This is a genomic window from Aeromonas veronii (assembly GCF_040215105.1).
GTDB lineage: Bacteria > Pseudomonadota > Gammaproteobacteria > Enterobacterales > Aeromonadaceae > Aeromonas > Aeromonas veronii_G.
On record NZ_CP157875.1, the window covers coordinates 1326920 to 1346902 of the forward strand.

Annotated in this window: 16 protein-coding genes; 7 read left to right on the forward strand and 9 right to left on the reverse strand. The window is 63.6% G+C overall.

Features of this window, described 5'->3' with window-relative positions; translation table 11 throughout:
* Positions 1 to 33 precede the first annotated feature (33 nt).
* Together ABNP46_RS06275 and asnS are read right to left on the reverse strand one after the other, a co-directional pair.
* Positions 34 to 1377, reverse strand: coding sequence for an anaerobic C4-dicarboxylate transporter (locus ABNP46_RS06275; protein ID WP_349921555.1), 1344 nt, complete (start codon positions 1375 to 1377; stop codon positions 34 to 36).
* Between the two features lie 470 nt (positions 1378 to 1847).
* Positions 1848 to 3248, reverse strand: a complete 1401-nt coding sequence (asnS, locus tag ABNP46_RS06280) for an asparagine--tRNA ligase (RefSeq protein ID WP_349921556.1) — start codon at positions 3246 to 3248, stop codon at positions 1848 to 1850.
* 196 nt (positions 3249 to 3444) lie between these two features.
* On the opposite strand from asnS, the gene ABNP46_RS06285 reads away from it, so the two are divergent.
* The gene (locus tag ABNP46_RS06285) at positions 3445 to 3789 is read left to right on the forward strand and encodes a hypothetical protein (protein ID WP_349921557.1); all 345 of its coding nucleotides are present in this window, start codon (positions 3445 to 3447) and stop codon (positions 3787 to 3789) included.
* 28 nt (positions 3790 to 3817) lie between these two features.
* On the opposite strand, the gene ABNP46_RS06290 is transcribed toward ABNP46_RS06285, so the two are convergent.
* Together ABNP46_RS06290 and bioA are read right to left on the reverse strand one after the other, a co-directional pair.
* Positions 3818 to 4663 carry a HAMP domain-containing protein gene (locus ABNP46_RS06290; protein ID WP_349921558.1) on the reverse strand — a complete coding sequence of 282 codons (846 nt, stop codon included), beginning with the start codon at positions 4661 to 4663 and terminating at the stop codon, positions 3818 to 3820.
* A gap of 130 nt (positions 4664 to 4793) precedes the next feature.
* On the reverse strand, positions 4794 to 6068 hold the full coding sequence (bioA, locus tag ABNP46_RS06295; protein WP_349921559.1) for an adenosylmethionine--8-amino-7-oxononanoate transaminase: 1275 nt from the start codon (positions 6066 to 6068) through the stop codon (positions 4794 to 4796).
* A 198-nt stretch (positions 6069 to 6266) separates the two neighbouring features.
* Between bioA and bioB the strand changes: the two genes are divergently transcribed.
* The 5 genes from bioB to htpX all read left to right on the forward strand — a co-directional run bounded on the left by bioB (position 6267) and on the right by htpX (position 11376).
* Positions 6267 to 7388, forward strand: coding sequence for a biotin synthase BioB (gene bioB, locus ABNP46_RS06300; protein WP_349921560.1), 1122 nt, complete (start codon positions 6267 to 6269; stop codon positions 7386 to 7388).
* Positions 7385 to 8581, forward strand: a complete 1197-nt coding sequence (gene bioF / locus ABNP46_RS06305; RefSeq protein ID WP_349921561.1) for an 8-amino-7-oxononanoate synthase — start codon at positions 7385 to 7387, stop codon at positions 8579 to 8581. Before bioB ends, bioF begins: the two co-directional genes overlap by 4 nt.
* Positions 8574 to 9539: a methyltransferase domain-containing protein gene (locus ABNP46_RS06310; protein WP_349921562.1), complete on the forward strand. Its 966-nt coding sequence runs from the start codon at positions 8574 to 8576 to the stop codon at positions 9537 to 9539. Before bioF ends, ABNP46_RS06310 begins: the two co-directional genes overlap by 8 nt.
* Positions 9540 to 9711: 172 nt before the next feature.
* Positions 9712 to 10392 carry a dethiobiotin synthase gene (gene bioD / locus ABNP46_RS06315; RefSeq protein ID WP_349921563.1) on the forward strand — a complete coding sequence of 227 codons (681 nt, stop codon included), beginning with the start codon at positions 9712 to 9714 and terminating at the stop codon, positions 10390 to 10392.
* A gap of 111 nt (positions 10393 to 10503) precedes the next feature.
* Positions 10504 to 11376, forward strand: coding sequence for a protease HtpX (gene htpX, locus ABNP46_RS06320; RefSeq protein ID WP_349921564.1), 873 nt, complete (start codon positions 10504 to 10506; stop codon positions 11374 to 11376).
* Between the two features lie 107 nt (positions 11377 to 11483).
* On the opposite strand, the gene ABNP46_RS06325 is transcribed toward htpX, so the two are convergent.
* Both ABNP46_RS06325 and ABNP46_RS06330 read right to left on the reverse strand, forming a co-directional pair.
* Positions 11484 to 13298, reverse strand: a complete 1815-nt coding sequence (locus ABNP46_RS06325) for an MOSC N-terminal beta barrel domain-containing protein (protein WP_349921565.1) — start codon at positions 13296 to 13298, stop codon at positions 11484 to 11486.
* A 257-nt stretch (positions 13299 to 13555) separates the two neighbouring features.
* Positions 13556 to 16054, reverse strand: coding sequence for a penicillin acylase family protein (locus ABNP46_RS06330; RefSeq protein ID WP_349921566.1), 2499 nt, complete (start codon positions 16052 to 16054; stop codon positions 13556 to 13558).
* Between the two features lie 184 nt (positions 16055 to 16238).
* On the opposite strand from ABNP46_RS06330, the gene ABNP46_RS06335 reads away from it, so the two are divergent.
* A complete protein-coding gene (locus ABNP46_RS06335) occupies positions 16239 to 17363 on the forward strand; it encodes a helix-turn-helix domain-containing protein (RefSeq protein ID WP_349921567.1) in 1125 nt (374 codons plus the stop codon).
* 73 nt (positions 17364 to 17436) lie between these two features.
* Here the strand turns inward: ABNP46_RS06335 and ABNP46_RS06340 are convergent, their stop codons facing one another.
* The 3 genes from ABNP46_RS06340 to ABNP46_RS06350 form a co-directional block, all read right to left on the reverse strand.
* Complete coding sequence (locus ABNP46_RS06340) at positions 17437 to 17652, reverse strand: YdcH family protein (protein WP_108536732.1); 216 nt, start codon at positions 17650 to 17652, stop codon at positions 17437 to 17439.
* Between the two features lie 287 nt (positions 17653 to 17939).
* The gene (locus ABNP46_RS06345; RefSeq protein WP_349922404.1) at positions 17940 to 18530 is read right to left on the reverse strand and encodes a hypothetical protein; all 591 of its coding nucleotides are present in this window, start codon (positions 18528 to 18530) and stop codon (positions 17940 to 17942) included.
* A gap of 11 nt (positions 18531 to 18541) precedes the next feature.
* On the reverse strand, positions 18542 to 19900 hold the full coding sequence (locus ABNP46_RS06350) for an MATE family efflux transporter (RefSeq protein ID WP_349921568.1): 1359 nt from the start codon (positions 19898 to 19900) through the stop codon (positions 18542 to 18544).
* Between the last annotated feature and the right edge of the window lie 83 nt (positions 19901 to 19983).

A 19983-nucleotide genomic window follows, 5' to 3' on the forward strand; every position in this document is an offset into this window, starting at 1 on the left:
CAATGGGGGCCTGTCTGGTCGAGGGATGCGCGATTACAGCAGCACGCTGGTGAGCAGGTAGCCCAGGGTACAGGAGGTGGCGACCCCGATGAGACCCGGAATGATGAAGCTGTGGTTGATGATGAACTTGCCGATGCGGGTGGTGCCGGAGCGGTCGAAGCCGATGCAGGCCAGATCGCTTGGGTAGGTCGGCAGCACGAAGTAGCCGTAGCTCGCCGGCAGGAAGGCGATCAGCAGCTTGGGCTCGACCCCGAGCGCCAGCCCCATGGGGGCGATGGCGGTGAGGGCGGCGGCCTGGCTATTCACCAGCTTGGAGATGAGGAACAGCACCAGGGCATAGGTCCAGGGCTGGGCCTGTACCACGTGGGCCAGGGTCTCTTTGAGCAGCGGCATGTGGGCCTGGAAGAAGGTCTCGCTCATCCAGGCGACCCCGAAGACCGAGAAGATGGCGACCATGCCCGCCTTGAACACGGCGCCGTTTGAGATGTCACCGGGCTTGACCTTGCAGCGCATCAGGATGAGGGCGCCGGCGATCAGCATCATCATCTGGATCACCAGGTTCATGGAGAGGGGGCCCGTCTTGCCCTTGATCTCGAACACCGGGCGCAGGGAGGCATCGGCCCCCAGCACCACCACGGCAGCGATGGCAGCGAAGAAGATCCAGGTCGACCAGTAGGCCTCTTTCGGGAACTTGGTGCCCAGCAGGGTCTCGCCGCCGCCGTAGATGAACTCACGCTGCTGCGGATCCTTGATCTTGGCCTGGAACTCCTCGTCCTTGTCCAGATCCTTGCCGCGGCGCAGGCTCCAGAGGGCGGCGACGATGACCCCGGCCAGGGAGGAGGGGATGGCGATCATCAGGATGTCCAGCAGGCCGTAGGCCTGACCGATGCCATGACCGGCCGCCAGGATGGAGACCATGGAGACCACGGCCACCGACACCGGCGAGGCGCAGATCGCCATCTGGGAGGCAACGGAAGCCACTGCCATGGGGCGTTCCGGCCGGATATTCTTCTGCAACGCTATGTCGGCGATGATGGGGAACATGGTGTAGACCACGTGGCCGGTACCGCACAGGAAGGTGAGGGTCCAGGTGGTCAGCGGCGCCAGAATGGTGATGTACTGGGGGTGGCGACGCAGCAGACGTTCGGCCACCTGCATCATCAGGTTGAGGCCGCCTGCGGTCTGCAGGGTGGCGGCGCAGCCAATGACCGCGAGTATGGTCAGCATCACCTGTACCGGTGGCTCACCCGGGGTGAGGCCGAACACGAAGGTCAGCAGGAACAGACCTATGCCACTGATGAGACCCAGTCCCATGCCCCCGAAACGGGTACCCAGCAGCAAACAGCCGAGTACCACCATAAATTCCATGAAGATCATTCCATTACCTCGTGTGATTCAATCCATGCAGGCGCAGCGCCCAGGACGACATTGTCTGTTGTTATTTAGCCCTAAAGGGTTAGTGGTTATTCTGCCTACTCAAAAGGGGTAAAAAATTGAGGTGGTTCAATAACCCATGTTTTTCCGATTTAAGTGCATAAAAACTACGGACAAGGGGTTGCAGTGGTCATCACGGCCACAAATCAACTGATTCGTTAGTCAAAAGAGATGCATAAGAGACTGCTCGCTTGCACGAATGGGTGCCCGATCAGGCGATGGAGGTGTCATCGATGGGGCCCGGCGTGCGGGAGGGGGGGGGCGCCTTGCCGGGCGGCGTGAGCGTGTGGGTTGTCAGGTTCGGCCGCGCCAGGGGCGGCTCGTCATTAGCCCGAATGGCGGGTTCAGCGGGAGTGCATGAAAAAAGCCGACCCTGGGGTCGGCTTTTATGATCTTCGCGTGCAGTTCGCGGCTTAGAACTCGGCGGTGCGAGGGGTGCGCGGGAAGGGGATGACGTCGCGCACGTTGCCCATGCCGGTCACATAGACCACCAGGCGCTCGAAGCCCAGACCGAAGCCGGAGTGCGGCACTGTGCCGTAGCGGCGCAGGTCGCGGTACCACCAGTAGTCTTCCTTGTTCAGGCCCATCTCGGCCAGGCGGGCGTCCAGCACCTCCAGACGCTCTTCACGCTGGGAGCCGCCGATGATCTCGCCGATGCCCGGGGCCAACACGTCCATGGCGGCGACGGTCTTGCCGTCGTCGTTGAGGCGCATGTAGAAAGCCTTGATGTCTTTGGGGTAGTTCTTGACCACCACCGGGGACTTGAAGTGCTCCTCGGCCAGGTAGCGCTCGTGCTCAGAGGAGAGATCGATGCCCCAGGAAACCGGGAACTCGAAGCTCTTGCCGCAGTTTTTCAGCACTTCGATGGCGTCGGTGTAGTCAATCTGGGCGAAGTCGGAGGCGACGAAGCGCTCCAGACGGCCGATGGCATCCTTGTCGATGTGCTGGGCGAAGAACTCCAGATCGTCGCGGCGCTCGGCCAATACGGCGTTGAAGACGTACTTCAGCATGGCTTCGGCCAGGGCGGCGTTGTCTTCCAGATCCGCGAAGGCGATCTCCGGCTCCACCATCCAGAACTCCGCCAGGTGGCGGCTGGTGTTGGAGTTTTCGGCGCGGAAGGTCGGCCCGAAGGTGTAAACCTTGGACAGGGCGCAGGCATAGGTCTCGACGTTCAGCTGGCCGGACACGGTCAGGAAGGTCTCCTTGCCGAAGAAGTCCTTGTCGTAGTCCACCTTGCCTTGCGGGGTGCGCGGCAGGTTTTCCAGATCCAGGGTGGAGACGCGGAACATCTCGCCGGCGCCTTCGGTGTCGGAGGCGGTGATGAGCGGTGCGGCGATCCACAGGTAGCCTTCTTCATGGAAGAAGCGGTGGATGGCCTGGGCCAGGCAGTTGCGCACACGGGTCACGGCGCCGACCACGTTGGTACGGGCGCGCAGGTGACCCTGCTCGCGCAGGTACTCGATACTGTGGCGCTTGGCGGACATGGGATAGGTGTCCGGATCTTCGACCCAGCCCACCACCTTGACTTCGGAGGCTTGCAGCTCGAAGGATTGGCCGCTGCCCTGGGACTCGACCACCTGGCCGGTCACTTCCACGGAGCAGGCGGTGGTCAGACGCAGCACTTCATTCTCGTAATTGGCCAGGGTATTGGGGACGACGGCCTGTACCGGATGGAAACAGGAGCCATCGGATATGGCCAAAAATGAGATCCCCGCCTTGGAATCGCGGCGGGTCCGGATCCACCCTTTGACTGTCTGGGTGGTGCCGACCGCATACTTACCGGTCAGCACATCTACTACGGATGCGTGCGTCATCGAAAATTTGTCTCCAGCTTGTTCTTGCAGCGCTATTTGCAACACTCGGGGTCTGGCCCGGGCACAGGTGGCCCACCATGGCAGACTGAGCCGTTCATCTTACCCGCGCAGGTGTGATAAACAAGCAAAAATGTCTGCTTCCTGTGGGCTTTTCGGCCGCAAGCATGGGGGATTGTGCGATGAAAGGAGAGAGGGCGTGAAGGAGCGAAGATCGGGGCCGGATGGGCTGATAAGGCTGTTGCAGGGGCTGGTCATCCTCTGCTGGGGTGGCTTCATCGCGCTGCTCTCCCTCTATCATCACGCTAGGCCGCCCACCCTCTTTGGCTATCTGGTCTACGGGGGCGTCAAGGTGCGCAAGGAGTGGGATCCCGTCCTTGCGACCTGGTTGCTCTACGGGCTCTGGGGCTGCTGTCTGCTGACCCTGGGGGTCTTGCTGCTGTCGCGCCTGCGCGGCCGACGCCAGGAGGATGCCCGTCAGGTGCATCTGGGGATATTGTTGCTGGTGCTACTGGCCAGCCTGCTGTTTCACTATCTGGCCTAGGATCCGGCCATCCCTTTGCTGGCTCTGGCTAGCTGGCCTGGTTCTGACGCTCCGGTGAGCTTGGCTGCTCCGGTTCAGGCTCTTCCGGCGTCGCCATGGGGCGCTTGCCGAGCTGGCGCTCCACGCTGTCGAGCATCTGGTTGTAGGCGAGCGCCACCCGGCCAATCTCGTCTCCTTCATCGCCCTCCAGCCGGTGGCCGAAGTCATGGCGATCGGTGGCCTCTTCCATGGAGCGGGTCAGCTGGTTGAGGGGGCGCACTATCCAGGTGCGGATCACCCAGAGGGTCAGCAGGAGCCCGAGGCCGAAGATGACGGTGAGGCTGAGGGCCGAGGTGAGAATGTTCTTCTCGACCCGGGTGAACAGGGTGTCGAGGGAGTAATCGAAGCGCACCGCTCCCAGCACGGTGTTTTCAGGTACCTGATGGCAACTGGTGCAGTCGGTGCCGCGAAAGTCCTTCTTGGCCAGCAGCGGGCGGGTCACCACCAGGCGACTGTGCAAGCCGTCATGAACGACCTCCAGGCTGCCCTTGCCCGACAGCGCCAGGGCATCGAATCTGTCCTTGGGGGCCTCGATGTCGCGTCCTGGGCCATATTGCTTGTTGACCGGTGCGCCGCGCACGATGCGGGCATCCTCCACATGGGCATGGGCGAGGAACTTGTTGCGCAGGGTATCGCGGGCCTCCATCTTGCCGGTCAGCATCAACATGTTGAGGCCATCGAAATAGGCCTCGGTCTGCTCGTGGCTCTGCTCCTTGATGAGGGTCAGGATGAGGTCGCGTTCACGCACCGCCTGATAGGCCGCGGAGAACACCAGCACCATGGAGAAGATGAACAGCAGGAAAAAATTGATCTTGGCAGCGATGGAGAGGCGCATGGGAAAAGGTACATCTGTTGGGTAAAACCCACACAGTCTACACCCCCTTGCTCCCGGGCTTCTGATGGTTTGCTCACATTCTGATAAAAAAGAGTCAAAAGACCCCGCGCCATGGCGGGGCCGCCAGGGATCAGAACTCGCCGTCGGCGATGGCCGTTGCGATGGCCTGGGTCAGCACGCGCAGCTCCACCTCGGTGATGACGAAGGGGGGCATGAGGTAAACCAGCTTGCCGAAGGGGCGGATCCAGGCTCCCAGCTCGACGAACCTGCGCTGGATGCGTGCCACGTCCACCCGCTCCTTCATCTCCACCACGCCGATGGCACCGAGCACCCGCACATCGGCGACCGCCGGGTGCAGGGTCAGCTGGACCAGCTCGCTTTTGAGCTGATGTTCGATGGCCTTGACCCGCTCGGCCCAGGGGGAAGCCAGCAGCAGATCGATGGAGGCGTTGGCGACGGCGCAGGCCAGCGGATTGCCCATGAAGGTGGGGCCGTGCATGAAGACGCCCGCTTTCCCATCGCAAATCGTGCGGGCCACATGCTCCGTGGTCAGGGTCGCCGACAGGGTGAGGTAGCCGCCGGTGAGCGCCTTGCCCAGACACAGGATGTCCGGGCTGATCCCGGCCCAGTCGCAGGCAAACAGCTGGCCGGTGCGGCCAAAGCCGGTGGCGATCTCGTCGGCGATGAGCAGCACCCCGAACTCGTCGCACAGGGCGCGCACCCACTGCAGGTAGCGGGGGTGATAGAAGCGCATGCCACCGGCCCCCTGCACTATGGGCTCCAGCACGATGGCGGCGATCTCCTCGTGTTTGTCCGCCATCAGGGTGGCGAGCTCCACCACGCACTCCTCATCCCACTGGGCATGGAAGCGGCAGCTCGGCGCCGCCACGAAGTGGTGCTCGGGCAGAAAGCCCTTGTAGAGCTCGTGCATGCCGCCGTCGGGATCGCAGACGCTCATGGCGCCGAAGGTGTCGCCGTGATAGCCGCCGCGCAGGGAGACGAACTTGGCGCGGGGCGTGCCCTTGGCGTGCCAGTACTGCAGGGCCATCTTGAGGGCCACCTCTACCGCTACCGAGCCGGAATCCGCCAGGAACACCCGATCCAGCCCGGCCGGGGTGATCTCCACCAGTTTGCGGCACAGCGCGATGGCGGGCTCGTGGGTCAGGCCGCCAAACATGACGTGGGACATCTTGCCGAGCTGGGCGGTGGCGGCGGCGTCCAGCTCGGGCACCTGGTAACCGTGCACGCAGGCCCACCAGGAGCTCATGCCATCCACCAGCTGACGGCCGTCGCTGAGGGTCAGGGTCACCCCCTGGGCGCTGGCTACCTCGTAGCAGGGCAGGGGCCGGGTGAGGGAGGTATAGGGGTGCCAGACGTGGCGCAGGTCAAATTCTTGGTTGGTCATTATCTGTTCTATTGTCAATTCATATGATCTGGTCGGTGTTGACAGTCTACGCTGGCTCTTTACACTAGCCAACAATTTCAGCCACTTACTCGGTTGCTGATGCGGCCACCGACGGCAGTCTTCGGGACTGCGTCCTGGCACTGAGGCGATCCGCCCCATCAAGAAGGCGAAGTCCTTCAACATCACTGGAAGCCATTCATGCATTCACTCCCGACGGGCCAACGGGCCTTGCGTCACGACTGGACCCACGACGAGGTGCAGGCCCTGTTTGCCCTGCCGTTCAACGATCTGCTGTTCCGGGCCCAGACGGTGCACCGCGCCCATTTCGATCCCAACGAGGTGCAGGTGAGCACCTTGCTCTCCATCAAGACCGGTGCCTGCCCGGAGGATTGCAAATATTGCCCCCAGAGCGCCCGCTATCATACCGGCCTCGAAGCCGAGCGGCTGATGGAGGTGGAAAAAGTGCTGGAGCGGGCCCGGGAGGCCAGGGCCAACGGCTCGTCGCGCTTCTGCATGGGGGCCGCCTGGCGCAACCCCAAGGAACGGGACATGCCCTATATCCTGCAGATGATCGAGGGGGTGCGTGGGCTCGGCATGGAGACCTGCATGACCCTGGGGATGCTCACCGCGGATCAGGCCGCGCGTCTTGGCGCCGCCGGGCTTGATTACTACAACCACAACCTCGACACCTCGCCGGAGTTCTACGGCGACATCATCACCACCCGCACCTATCAGGACCGTCTCGACACCCTGGAACATGTGCGCGGCGCCGGCATGAAGGTCTGCTCCGGCGGCATCGTCGGCATGGGGGAGCAGGCGCGGGACCGGGCGGGTTTGCTGATCGCGCTCGCCAACCTGCCGCGCCACCCGGAGAGCGTCCCCATCAACATGCTGGTGAAGGTGAAGGGCACGCCGCTCGAGAACGAGGAGAATCTGGATCCGTTCGAATTTATCCGCACCATCGCCGTGGCGCGGATCCTGATGCCCGCCTCCCACGTGCGTCTCTCCGCCGGGCGGGAGAAGATGAACGAGCAGATGCAGGCCATGTGTTTCATGGCGGGTGCCAACTCCATCTTCTATGGCTGCAAGCTGCTGACTACCCCGAACCCCGACGAGAACAGCGACATGCAGCTGTTCAAGCGTCTCGGCATTCGCCCCGCAGAGCGGGCCCAGAAGCCGGACGCGGTGCAGACCGAGGAGCTGGAGGCCGAACTGCGGGCCCGTGCCGCCAGCCAGCCGGTGAGTGGCGATCTGTTCTACGACGCCACCCGCCAGCGCAGGACGCTGTCATCAGCACAATCCACTGTCAAATCGGTATGAAATCTGCGCATGTGACTGCCCATTATGGCCCTTTCCCCCTGAGCGAGGCGCTGGCCACCCGGGCGCAGCAGGATTTGCTGCGTCGCCGTGTTCCGACCGAAGGGCCGACCGGGCCAAGGCTTTGGGTGGATGGGCGGGAGTATCTGAATTTTTCTGCCAACGACTACCTGGGGCTGGCGGGGGATGAGGCCATCAAGGCCGCCCTGGTGGCGGGCGTCGAGCAATATGGTGCCGGTGCTGGTGCCTCCCCCCTGGTGACCGGTTACAGCCGGGCCCATCAGCGACTGGAGGAGACCATCGCCGAGTGGTTGGGGCTGGAGGCGGTACTGTTGTTCAACTGCGGTTTTTCGGCCAACCAGGCGGTGCTGGGGGCCCTGCTCGGCAAGGAGCACCTGCTGTGGCAAGACAGGCTCAATCATGCCTCCTTGCAGGAGATGGGGAGCCGGCTGCCCTGCAAGATGCGGCGCTTTGCCCACAACGACATGGCGGCGCTGGCGCGGCAGCTGGAACCCGGTCGGGGGCTGATCGTCTCCGAGGGGGTGTTCAGCATGGACGGGGATCAGGGTCCCTGGCCCGAGCTTGCCCGCCTCACCGCCCAGAGCCACAACTGGCTGATGATCGACGACGCCCACGGCCTCGGCGTGCTGGGGCCAGAGGGGCGCGGCACCCTCGCGGCCCAGGGGGTTAGCCCGGATAGCGTTCACATCCAGATGGGCACCTTTGGCAAGGCGCTCGGGGTGGCCGGCGCCTTCGTCGGTGGCAGCCGCGAGCTGGTGGATTATCTGGTCAACTTCGCCCGCCACTATGTCTACAGCACCCACATGCCCGCCGCCCAGGCCTTGGCGGTGAGCGAGAGCATCGCCTTGGTGCGCGGTGCCGATGAGCGTCGTGCCCACTTGAACCATCTGATCGCCCGCTTCCGACAGGGGGCGGAGCAACTCGGCTGGACACTGGGTGCGAGCCAGACTCCCATTCAGCCGCTGCTGGTGGGGGAGAGTCGCGCCGCCCTGGCCCTGAGCGAGCGGCTGCGAGAGGCCGGCCTCTGGGTTGGCGCCATCCGCCCCCCGACGGTGCCGGCGGGCACGGCGCGCCTTCGCATCACCCTGAGCGCCGCCCATCAGGAAGCGCACATCGACCGCTTGCTGGACGGCCTCGGCCTCGCATCCAATGAGGGAGGGCAAGCCCATGGATAAAGCCCCGCTCCACGAGGCCCCGTCGAGCCCCCCTTGTTCGCAAGCCCGGATCCTCAATGAGGTCGGCAGCGCGGCCCCCTTCCAGCGGGTGGACAAGGTGCAGCTGGCGCGGCGTTTCGGCGCCGCCGCCCACCACTATGACGCCCATGCCCGCTTCCAGCAGGAGGTGGGGCAGGCGCTGCTGGAACGCATGTCCGCGGGGGAGTGGTCACCGACCGGACAGGCGCTGGATGCGCACACGGCCCTGTGTTTGCCCGAGAGGGGACTGGCTCATGACGTGAGCGCGCCCAGGCGTTTGCTCGCAGATCTACCCGAAGCTGGCCTGGATCTCGGCTGCGGCACCGGCTTCTTCCTGCCCGCGCTCGCCGGGCGTTGCCAGCAGCTCTACGGGCTGGATCTCGCCCCCGGCATGCTGCAGGAGGCAACAAGGCGCCAGAGCGGAGCCCGATTGGTGTGCGGCGATGCGGAGGCGCTTCCCTTCGCCGACCAGAGCCTTGACTGGATCTTCTCAAGCCTGGCCCTGCAGTGGTGCGAGCAGCCGGCTCTGGCCTTCGCCGAGCTCCATCGGGTGCTCAAACCCGGCGGCCAGCTGTTCTTCTCGACCCTGCTTGCCGAGTCGCTGTGGCAGCTTCGTGAGGCCTGGCGCACGGTTGACGAGTCTGCCCATGTCAATCGTTTCCTCGGGCTGCCACAATTGCGCAGTGCCGTGGCCGACGGTGGTTTTGCCGACATCCAGCTGGCATCCCTGACCTGGCAGCTGGCCTATGGCGATCTCGGCAGCTTGCTTCGCGATCTCAAGGGGATAGGGGCGAGCCAGGTCAACGACGGGCGCAACCAGGGCCTTGGCAATCGCCAGCGCCTGCGGCGCCTGGGGGAGGCCTATGAGCGGTATCGCCAGCCAGACGGCCTGCTGGCCGCCAGTTATCAGGTTTGCCTCGGGCGGCTCGTGCGCCAATGATGATCGGCCGGTTTGTCCGCCCATCCAAGATGGGTTAGCGCGCCGGCCACAGGCTGGCACGTTTGCCTGCATTGCCATCAGTCGACCCTGCGGGGTCGGCCTCTTTATCACCCCATACCATGAGTGCGACGGGCGGCCAGAGGGTCGCCCGCCATCACGCCGAGGAGTCATCATGGCCACATCCTTCTTCATCACCGGCACCGACACCGACGTGGGCAAGACCCTGGTCGCCCGCACCCTGCTGCAGGAGTTTTCAGCCCTCGGCCTTCGCTGCGCCGGTTACAAGCCCATCTCGGCGGGTTGCGCCCGCACCCCGGATGGCCTGCGCAATCAGGATGCCCTGCAACTGCAGGCCGCGGCCAGCCTCAAGCTCCCCTACGAGCAGGTCAATCCCTTCGCCTATGAACCGCCCATCGCGCCCCATATCGCCGCCAGGGAGGTGGGAGAGACCATCGAGATGGCGGGGCTGAGCGCCGGCCTGCGGGCCATCGAGCAGGCGGGGGCTGAACTGGTGATCGTGGAGGGGGCGGGGGGCTGGTTCCTGCCCCTGGACAGAACCCACCTGCTGTCGGACTGGGTCAAGCAGCAGAATCTGCCGGTGATCGTGGTGGTGGGGGCCAAGCTCGGTTGCCTCAACCACGCCCTGCTCACGGTGGCCGCCATCCGCCATCAGGACTTGCCCATCGCGGGCTGGGTCATCAACCGGCTGGATGAGCACATGAGCCACTATCCGGAGAACCTGGATACCCTGAGGGGCTTGATGCCGGCGCCGTTTTTGGGTGAAATACCCTTTGTAAACAATCCACTCGATGCAGATCTGCGCGGTTGTCTCGACGTTTCCCCTCTGCTTTGAGGGGCACATTCAGCAAACATTCATCGCGTCTATCTATTATCTGGGACAGAAGTGGGACCGGCGCGACGATGGATCGGGCCTGACCACATATCTATCTTTCAAGGAGTCAATATGAAGCGAATTATGCTATTCCTGGTGACCAACCTGGCCGTCATGCTGGTGCTGGGGGTGGTACTCAATATCCTGTTCTCGGTTCTGGGGATCAACAAGTCCAGCATTTCCGGTCTGTTGGTGTTCTGTGCCGTGTTCGGGTTTGGGGGTTCCTTTATCTCCTTGCTGATGTCCAAGTGGATGGCCAAGCGCAGCTATGGCGTCCAGGTCATCGAGCAGCCCCGCAACGAGACCGAGCACTGGCTGGTGAGCACGGTGGCGCGTCAGGCCCGTGAAGCCGGCATCAAGATGCCGGAAGTGGGGATCTATGACTCGCCCGAGATGAACGCCTTCGCCACCGGCGCCCGTCGTGACGACTCGCTGGTCGCGGTGTCGTCCGGCCTGCTCTACAGCATGAGCCGTGACGAGGCGGAAGCCGTGCTGGCCCACGAGGTGAGCCACGTGGCCAATGGCGACATGGTGACCCTGACCCTGATCCAGGGGGTGGTGAACACCTTCGTGATGTTCTTCGCCCGCATCGTGGCCGGCGTCATCAGCAACTTCTTCAGCTCCAACAACGAGGAAGAGAGCAGCAGCACCGGTGGTTTCGCCTATATGATCACCGTCTTCGTGCTGGAGATGATCTTCGGCGTGCTGGCCTCCATCATCGTCATGTGGTTCAGCCGTCAGCGTGAATTCCGCGCCGACGCGGGCGCCGCCAAGCTGGCCGGTCGTGACAAGATGATCGCCGCCCTGCAGCGCCTCTCCCGCGGTGCCGAGCCCCAGATGGAAGGTTCCATGATGGCCTTTGGCATCAACGGCAAGCGCTCCATGAGCGAGCTGTTCATGAGCCACCCGCCCATCGAGCAGCGTATCGCCGCCCTGCGCGGTTAATCCTGCCCCCAATGAAAAATGGCTGCCCTCGGGCAGCCATTTTTGTTTCCGCCTTGGCGATGAACCGGGCGGGATCGTTATCGCGGCGGGGCAGCCCGCAGGTTGCCCTATTTAATCACCAGATCGGTCAGCGGCACGGCGCAGCAGGTGAGGATCCTGCCCTCGGCCCGCTCGGCGGCGGTGATGGCCGGCGCCTCTGGATGATCCACCTCTCCCGAGAGCAGGGTCTGCTTGCAGCTGCCGCAGATGCCGGCGCGGCAGCTCCAGGGCAGCTCCACTCCTTGCTTGTGGGCCTGATCCAGCACGGTGCCCTGGTTGTTGCCCATGAAGCTCTGCTCGCCGATGCGCAGCTGCACCGCCTGATGGGGCCTTGCCACCGAGAGGATGGCGCCGCCGAAGCTCTCCTGCTTGATGCGATCGGCGGGTACGTCCAGCGCCTGCAACAGCTTGACCGCCTCGCTCATGAAGCCATGGGGGCCGCACAGGAAGACCTCCCGGGTCGCGAGATCCGGCAGTCGGGCCAGGTGTTCCTTGCTGAGGCGACCGCGCAGCCCCTGCCAATGGCTCCCCGGTTGACTCAGTATCAGGGTGAGGCCCATGCCGGCCTGGCGCAGGGCATTGAGTTCGGCGGCGGCCGGGATGTCGGCCTCGCTGCGGCACAGGTGCATGAAATGGACTTCGTCGAGTTCATGGCGCAGTTGCAGAGTGCGGGCGATGGCGAGCATGGGGGTGACGCCGGAACCTGCCGAGAGCAGCAGCAGCTTGCGCTCGCGCCCCAGATGGAAGTCCCCGGCGGGAGGGGAAGCCAGCAGCCGGTCGCCGACCTTGAACTGGCCGTGCAACCAGGGGGAGAGGCGACCATCTCCGATGCGTTTGACGCTGATGCTGTAACGCTCCGGCAGATCCGGCGTCGAGCTCAGGGTGTAGCGCCGTTGCTGCCGCTCTCGCGCCTGCCCCTGACCGATATCCAGGCTGATGGGCAGGTGCTGGCCGGGTAAATAGTCTGGCAGCGGTTCCCCATCGGCGGCCTCGAACCAGAAGGTCTCCAGATCCCGGGCCAGGGGCTCGCGCGCCACGCAGACCAGCTCCCGCTTCTTCGGTGCGCCGTTGGGATAGACGGGGGGACGGGCGCGCTCCAGCACCTCGATCTCGCTGCCCGCTTCAATCCAGCCCTCGTTCAGGGCCACCAGGTTCTGGCCGAAATAGACCTCCCCGTCTTCGCCTCGGCGATAGCGGGTGAGGGTGGCGAGCGGCTCCTTGAGGGCGTTGAATCTGTCGCTGCCGGGCTCCACCGTGGTCATGATGCAGCGGCTGCAGGGCTTGGCCACCAGGAACTCCACCTCACCGATGCGGATCCGCTTCCAGCCATCTTCCTCGAACGGTCGGGTATCGCTCGCCACCAGGTTGGTCCTGAACTGGCTCATCTGGTGCAGGGCTTCGGATCTCAGGTTGAGATCCTCAAGGGAGGCCTGGCTTATCAGCAGCAGGGGATAGCCGTCGGCGAAGCTGACCCGGGTACCGGTCTTGGCGCGAAAACGCTCGGAGCGCTCGCCGAGCCAGAGCAGGCGTACCGGCTCACCGGCCACGCGACTCAACCAGCCATCCGCCTGATCGTGGGTGTGCAGGGCCTGGAAGCTGTCACCCCAGACCCCGGTAGCCTGGAGTGCGCGACTGAAGTCGCTCTCGTGCAGCGCGAGGGGCGTCATGCCCGGGTAGCGCAGCTGCAAGCCGCCCTCCATGGGCGTGGCCACCACCAGTTGCAACTGGGGATGGGTGCGGGCCGTGATGAAGCTGCCGTCCGGCTTGACCACCATGTAGCGGCGATCCCCGAGCAGGCCTTCTTCGGTCACCCGGGCGCGGGAGAGTGGCATGCCTGCCGTCGATTTGATGGGGTAGAGATGAATGCTGTCGAGCCTTGGCATCTGAAATCCTTGTGCGTGGCGGGTTCCGGTGAGGCGGGGGGCGGGCCCCGTGAGCACGACCGCCCCCATGATCAGGCGCGCAGAGAGATGAGAAGGACAGGCCTGGTCGCAGACGGCGGAACGTCATGGGCAGGATGTTACATGCAATGGCGGGGGAGCAGCCACTGCTCATCAAGTGAGGCGGGCAAAAACGTGGCGACAGTTGCAAACCAGCAAGCGGGCCCGTGGGCCCGCGATGGATGGTTTACACAAGGTGATCAGGGCGTGAGGGGGCGAGGCACCTGGAGTGTCAGCTTGCGCTCCTGATGGGCGGCGATCTCCTCGTCGGTGAAGCGCATGGGCTGCCACTGTTGCCGGGCAAACTGTTCGGTCTGATCGATGAAGTGCGGGCTTTCGGGGTCGTGGGACTGACCATAGCTCAGGAAGCGCTCGGCCTTGGGGCCGTCGGCATCGAACTGCAGGGCCAGCACGAAGCTGGAGCCATAGTTGGCGCGATAGCGCAGATCCGGCTGACCATCCCCATCATCATTCCGGCTGCGCAGCGTGGTGCCCGGTACGGCCTGGCCGGTGATGATGTTGGCCAGATCCGAGGTGCTGCGCGAGGGCATGTTGGTCTGCACCATGTTGAACATGCCTTCGAACGAGTTGCCACCGGGCAGGGCGACAGGAGCCAGGCCGCTGGCCTTCTGCACGAACTGCAACTCGCCGAGGGAGGCATCCAGCGCTATCCGTGCGCCTTGCAGGCGTTGCTGTGCCCCGGCCAGAGCCAGCAGGGCTGGATCCTGATCCGGGTTGCCGGACCAGGGGGCCAACCCGCGAGGCGTCGTGGCGGGGTTGGCCGGATCGAAGGGAAGGGCAAACAGGGCGTCCTTGATGTCCCTGTGACCGCCGGTGCGAAATGCCGTCAACCACTCGCGCATCAGGTGGGCGCCCCGGCTGTCCAGTTGATACTCCCCATCCCAGCCAGCCAGGGCATTGCAGCTCGGGCTCAGATCCAGGGGGCCCGTGGTCAGCTGGATCAGGGGATGAGCTTGGCAGCGGGCCAGCAGGGGCTCTTTGAGCTCGCGGGCAAACAGGGAACCGTTGTGAGTGACCACCCGTTGCAGATCCGAAAGGGTGAAGCGGCGATCCGGGCCGGTCAGTCCCTGGCTGTCCGGATGGGTGATGAGCAGGGCGTTATAGCGGGTGCGCGGGCTGCGTACCGTCTGCTCGGGGCCGTAAAGGATCGAGTAGCCCTCGAGGGGGGCATCGAGGTTGGTGAGCCAGTGACTGCTATTGGCGTTGTAGACATAGTCGCTGCGGGTCTGCCGGGGGGCCTGACTCAGGGGGACCAGGCCGGGGGCCCGGGTCTGGCCGCTGTCGACCCACTCGAAGTCGGGGTCATTGCCAGGCAGCAGCACGCTGCCCTCACCGTCTAGCCAGATGGGGGCGAGCTGCGAGCTCTGGGAGGCCGTGCGCCACCAGGCTTCGGCCTTGGCTCCGAGGCGGGGAACCTGGGTGGCATCCACGTAGCTGGCCTCTCCCTGCTTGTCGACCAGCAGGGTATTGACCCAGGGGATCCCCTGATGCTCAGCAAGGGCGTCAAAGAAGGCCGGGGTGCTCTGGGCTCTGGCCATGGCCAGCCACTGTTCCAGCATCTTGTAGTTGCCGGCATTGGCATCGCGGAAACTGATGGCTGTGCTGCGGCTCCAGCCGAGGGCCGGCGAGAGGGAAGCCAGGTTGACCATGGGGCCGAAGTGGCTGGCATAGACGGTCTGGCGGTAGGGTTGCAGGCTGCCGTCGGCCTGGCGTACCTCGAGGGTGACTGTCTTCTGGCTCATCTCCCGCCACTCGTTGCCGTAGCGATAACGCAGGGGATTGTCCGGATCCAGAGTCAGTTGATAGAGGGTGAAGCGCTTGGACTGGGAGACGGTGTGGGTCCAGCCGAGTTGCTCGTTGAAGCCGATGAGCACCGCAGGGAAGCCCATCATGGTCGCCCCGGTCACGTTGAGCTTGCCCGGGATCTGCAGGTGCAGCTCATAGAACCTGAGCTCGCCGTCCCAGGGGAAATGCGGGTTGCCGAGCAGCAGTCCGCTGGCATTGCGGCTGCGATCCGCCCCCAGTGCCCAGCCGTTGCTGCCGATCCCCTCGGAGGTGAGCAGCCACTCAGACTCGAGTGTCGGGGCTGGCAGGGCACGGGCGGCGACCTGAGGACTGGGAGGCTGGGCCGCCGCCATGGCGGAGATGAAACTGCGACCGCTGGCGAGCTGGGCGAGATCCAGGTGATAGGCCAGCAGCTGGGTGGGGGTGATGGGGGTGACCCACTCAGCCCCGCGGCAGGGAGAGGGATAGTCTGCCGGACTGGTTCTGGCCGCGAGTGAATGGTTGAAACCCGCCACATAGCCTTCGATGAGATCCCGGGCATCGGGGGAAAGTTTGTCATAAAGCCCCTTGGCCTCATCGACCAGCGCCAGGGTGCGATAACCCACGTCGGAGAGCAGGTTGCGCTGCTGCTCGCCAGCACCGAACCAGCGAGACTTGTCACCCTGGAGCTTCATGATCTGCTCGCTCAGGGTGCAGAGGTTCTCCTCGGCGTGGGCATAACCGGCGCCAAAGCCGAGGCTGGCGTAGTCATTCGCCTTGATGTGGGGCACCCCTTGCTCCGTGTAGGTGATGGCCACCTTGTAGTGGCTGCGGGGATCCGCTTCGCTGCTGTTGTCCTGACAGCCTGCCAATACCAGGCAGCCGAGCAGAGGGAGGGAAAAAGGAGATCGCATGTCAGTTCCTTCTGTGGTCTCTGTTGTTATGAATTTGTTGCTTTTTGCGTGGAGGAGAGGGTATTTAAGTGCAGGGGAACCGGGATGTCGCCCCGTTGGATGGAACCGGCCATCGGTATAAATAGTCAATTAAATCAAGGGTGAACAGGTTCGTCTCGATGGAGCCGTACCTCAAGGAGCGGGTATGCAATGGGAAGGAATGGCGGCGGTGCTCAGTCTGAGCCTGGGATCCATGCTGCTGCTGGCGGTGATCAACTGGTGGCGGGCCCGCTGGGATGGGGCTTCCGGCTACCTGCTGGCTCTGCTGATGCTGAGCAGCCTGCAGGCTCTTGAATATCTCTACCATCAGCAGCAGTGGTTCATGTACTGGCCCCATCTGCTCAAGCTGGCGGATCCCCTGGTGGTAATGATCCCCTTCTGCCTCTATGGCTACATCCGTGCCCTGCAAGGGGAGGCCGTTCTCGGTCGCTGGCGTGAAAAGTTGGGTCATGGCCTGCCGCTGCTGCTGGTCGCCCTGCTGGATCTGCCTTATTGGCTGCTGCCGGCGGAGGAAAAAATCCGCAGGATCTTGCTCGGCGCGCAAGATGAGGCGCTCTGGTCCGGGCTGACGCCTTATGGCAATCAATACCTGCTCATCATCGCCCTGCTGGGGCTGGGATACTGGTGGCAGCAGCGGCGACTCGGTGTCGTCAGCCGCAAACCGGCGCTGCGGGCCTGGGTGATGCAACTGCAAGGGCTGCAACTGCTGGTGGCCTCGCTGCTGCTGGTGAGGATTGTTGTGAGCTGGCTGGGCTGGTCCTTCTCCACCGCCTACCTGCAGGCTCCGGTCATCGCCTGGCTGCTGTTGCAGATCCTGGCTCACGCCCGTCTGCCACAGCCATCGCCTCTTGTGGCGACCCCCTCTCATGAGACCGCATCGGTGAGCCCAGAACCCGAGGCCCCTTTGCGGGATGAGGGGCTGTCGTGCCTGTTTGCCGAGCTAGAACGCCAACTGAAGAGCGGTGCCTATCGGGATCCGGCCCTGTCGCTTGGCAAGCTGGCGGGGGAGTGTGGGATCAGCACGCATCAGGCTTCCAGCGCCATCAACGCCTGTTCGGGGGGACACTTCTACGACTGGATCAACCGCTACCGGGTGGAGGAGGCCAAGCGATTGCTGCAAGGGAGCGAGGAGACGGTGGCCAGCATCTGTTACCAGGCCGGTTTCAACAGCAAATCGACCTTCAACACCGCGTTTCGGCGCCACACCGGCCTGACCCCCAGCGCGTTTCGTCGCCAGGCTCCCTCCGATGCGCTGGGCGCCGCTTCGTGAGCGAGCAACAAAAAGCCCGGCGCAGAGGCCGGGCTGGGGGATAAGTTGCTTATCCGGGTATTCGTCGAGGCGTCTAGTGTGGATGTTGTTTGAGGATGTCGTATATCTCCTCTTTCAGTTTAAGTTTCTGTTTTTTCAGATCCTTCACCTCGGAGCTGTAATCGCTGGCGTGATGCTTCTCCAGTTTTCTAATCTCCGCATCCAGGTCGTTGTGCAAGTCAAACTTCTTCTGGAAATGGACATCACTGCTCTTCAGTTTCGAGATGAGCTCTCTGTACTCTGGGAACATGTAATGCGGCCTCCTTGTTGCTGTTTGATTGTGCCTTGACCTTCAAACTACCCCTAAGCGGGTCACAGAAACGTGATCCAATTCAAATTCGGGGGCAATGATCGCCGCTCTCGAAATGTCGATGGCTAACTGTTTGAATCACAAGCTGATAAGCAGGCTCACCATCCACAGCGAGTCCAAAAACTGCCGCTGGGATCACAACTTGGCAGCCTGATGACGGGGGAAGCGCCGCCGGGCGGGCAGCAAAAAGGGGCCTGAGGCCCCTTTTTAGATAACGACAGCGATGCTTATTCTTTTTTCTTTTTCTTCTCGGGCAGGGGCTTGCCGTCACGGGCGATCACCTTGCCCGCCTCGAAACCGATCTGCGCCGCCAGCTCTTCCAGATCCGGTGCCTTGGCCTCGTTGCCAATGGCGTACTGGTAGTTGGCGATGGTGATCCTCTCCGCCACCGGAGTGCCGGGGACGATGGGTTCACGCCAGCCCTGGCCGATATGGGCCACCAGCGTGCCATTCATGATGAGTTCGCCGACGATCTCCTGGGTGGGGATACCCTTGCCATAGGTCAGGCCCTGGGCGTGCTTCTTGCCCACCAGGGGGTCGGTACTGGCAGGGATCAGCTTGGTGCGGATCAGCCACTTGGGATCCTTGGTCTTGCCCACTGCCTTGCCGGTCTGGTACTCGTTGATCTTGATGGTCTTGATCATCTGAGCCATGAATTCCTTGGTCAGCGCCTTCTGGGCCTCGTTGCTCTCATCGATGGCGATGGGGGCCACATACCAGGTCTGGGGGGCCGGTGCCTTGGGGGCCTTGGGCGCGGTCTGCGCCATGGCCAGCGGGCTGAGCAGCAGGGCTGCCAGCAAGAGTCCGAATTTCTTCATCATGATTCTGCTTATGATTCCACTGATGGTTCAACGAGGATTTTGTTTTGCCAGCGACGGCTGCGCCAGCGCCAGAACATGGCCAGACCGCGCACCCATTCGTCACAGGCGAGCGCGAGCCAGATGCCGACCAGCCCATAGCCCTGCATGATACCAAGGAAATAGGCCAGAGGAACGGCAATTCCCCACATGGAGACCAGCGCCATGTAGAGGGGGAAGCGGGCATCCCCGGTGGCGCGCAGGGCGTTGATCACCACCAGGTTGAAGGTGCGGCCGGGTTCGAGGATGAGGCTGATGAGGAACAGCTGGGCCACCTGGGTGATGATGTCGGCATCGTCGGTGAACAGGCTGATGATGGCGCGCCCGTTCAGGGCTGCGGCGATGGCGATGAGGGTGGTGACGATGAGACCGAGCTTGAGGCTCTTGAGCAACTGCTTGTAGGCCTGCTCGAAGCGCCGTGCCCCCGCCAGATGACCGATGATGATCTCGTTGCCCAGGCCGATGGAGAGGCCGAACAGCAAGATGAACAGGCAGATCTGGAAGAAGTAGGACTGGGTAGCCAGCGCCTTGTCGCCGAGCAGGCCGACGAAGGCGGTCACCACCATGAACTGCAGCATCCAGGAGAGGTTCTCCCCCGCCGCCGGCAGGCCGATGTGCAGCACCTTGTCCAGCATGGCACGGCTCGGCCGAACGATCTCGGGCAGACGCAGGCGGATGCCGGTCTTGCGGGCCACCAGCCACACCAGCAGCACCACACCGACGATGCGCCCCGCTACCGTGCTGATGGCGACCCCGGCCACCCCGAGCTGGGGCAGGCCGAACCAGCCATAGAGCAGCAACAGGTTGCCGACGAAGGTGATGAGGTTGACGATCAGGGTCACGTACATGGCCTGACGGGTGTGGCCGTGGGCGCGCAGGGTGGCCGCCAGACAGAGCGCCGCCGCCTCCGGCAGCAGACACAGACCGATGATCTGCAAGTAAAGGGTGGCATCCCCCATCAGGTGGGCAGGCAGGTTCATCAGCGCCAGCATGGTGCTGGCGCCGGCCATGACCCCCACCGCCGCCACCAGTCCCACCAGCAGGTTGAAACCGATGGCGGTGTGGATGACTATGCGCGCCTTCTCTTTGTCGCCCGCTCCCAGATACTGGGTGATCACCACGCTGGTGCCGATGCTGACAAAGCTGAACAGGGTGATGGCGAGATCGAACACTTGATTGCCGACGGCGAGCGCCGCCACCCCCTGATAGGAGACATGGCCCACCATGAAGGTGTTGAGGGCCCCGGTCAAAAAGTGCAGGGCGAGATCGATAAAGAGCGGCCAGGTCAGGGCGAAGAGGGTGCCGGGGCCTGCATGGGATTGAGTCTGCATGGGGTGTCCAAATACTGATGATGGCCCTCGTCAGGGCCATCTGGACGGGCATTTAACACCAAGAGCCTGAGCGGTGCAATGGG

Coding starts and splice junctions, on each gene's coding strand:
- ABNP46_RS06275 (WP_349921555.1), bottom strand. CDS start 1,377: ATGATCTTCATGGAATTTATGGTGGTACTCGGCTGTTTGCTGCTGGGT.
- asnS (WP_349921556.1), bottom strand. CDS start 3,248: ATGACGCACGCATCCGTAGTAGATGTGCTGACCGGTAAGTATGCGGTC.
- ABNP46_RS06290 (WP_349921558.1), bottom strand. CDS start 4,663: ATGCGCCTCTCCATCGCTGCCAAGATCAATTTTTTCCTGCTGTTCATC.
- bioA (WP_349921559.1), bottom strand. CDS start 6,068: ATGACCAACCAAGAATTTGACCTGCGCCACGTCTGGCACCCCTATACC.
- bioB (WP_349921560.1), top strand. CDS start 6,267: ATGCATTCACTCCCGACGGGCCAACGGGCCTTGCGTCACGACTGGACC.
- bioF (WP_349921561.1), top strand. CDS start 7,385: ATGAAATCTGCGCATGTGACTGCCCATTATGGCCCTTTCCCCCTGAGC.
- ABNP46_RS06310 (WP_349921562.1), top strand. CDS start 8,574: ATGGATAAAGCCCCGCTCCACGAGGCCCCGTCGAGCCCCCCTTGTTCG.
- bioD (WP_349921563.1), top strand. CDS start 9,712: ATGGCCACATCCTTCTTCATCACCGGCACCGACACCGACGTGGGCAAG.
- htpX (WP_349921564.1), top strand. CDS start 10,504: ATGAAGCGAATTATGCTATTCCTGGTGACCAACCTGGCCGTCATGCTG.
- ABNP46_RS06325 (WP_349921565.1), bottom strand. CDS start 13,298: ATGCCAAGGCTCGACAGCATTCATCTCTACCCCATCAAATCGACGGCA.
- ABNP46_RS06330 (WP_349921566.1), bottom strand. CDS start 16,054: ATGCGATCTCCTTTTTCCCTCCCTCTGCTCGGCTGCCTGGTATTGGCA.
- ABNP46_RS06335 (WP_349921567.1), top strand. CDS start 16,239: ATGCAATGGGAAGGAATGGCGGCGGTGCTCAGTCTGAGCCTGGGATCC.
- ABNP46_RS06340 (WP_108536732.1), bottom strand. CDS start 17,652: ATGTTCCCAGAGTACAGAGAGCTCATCTCGAAACTGAAGAGCAGTGAT.
- ABNP46_RS06345 (WP_349922404.1), bottom strand. CDS start 18,530: ATGAAGAAATTCGGACTCTTGCTGGCAGCCCTGCTGCTCAGCCCGCTG.
- ABNP46_RS06350 (WP_349921568.1), bottom strand. CDS start 19,900: ATGCAGACTCAATCCCATGCAGGCCCCGGCACCCTCTTCGCCCTGACC.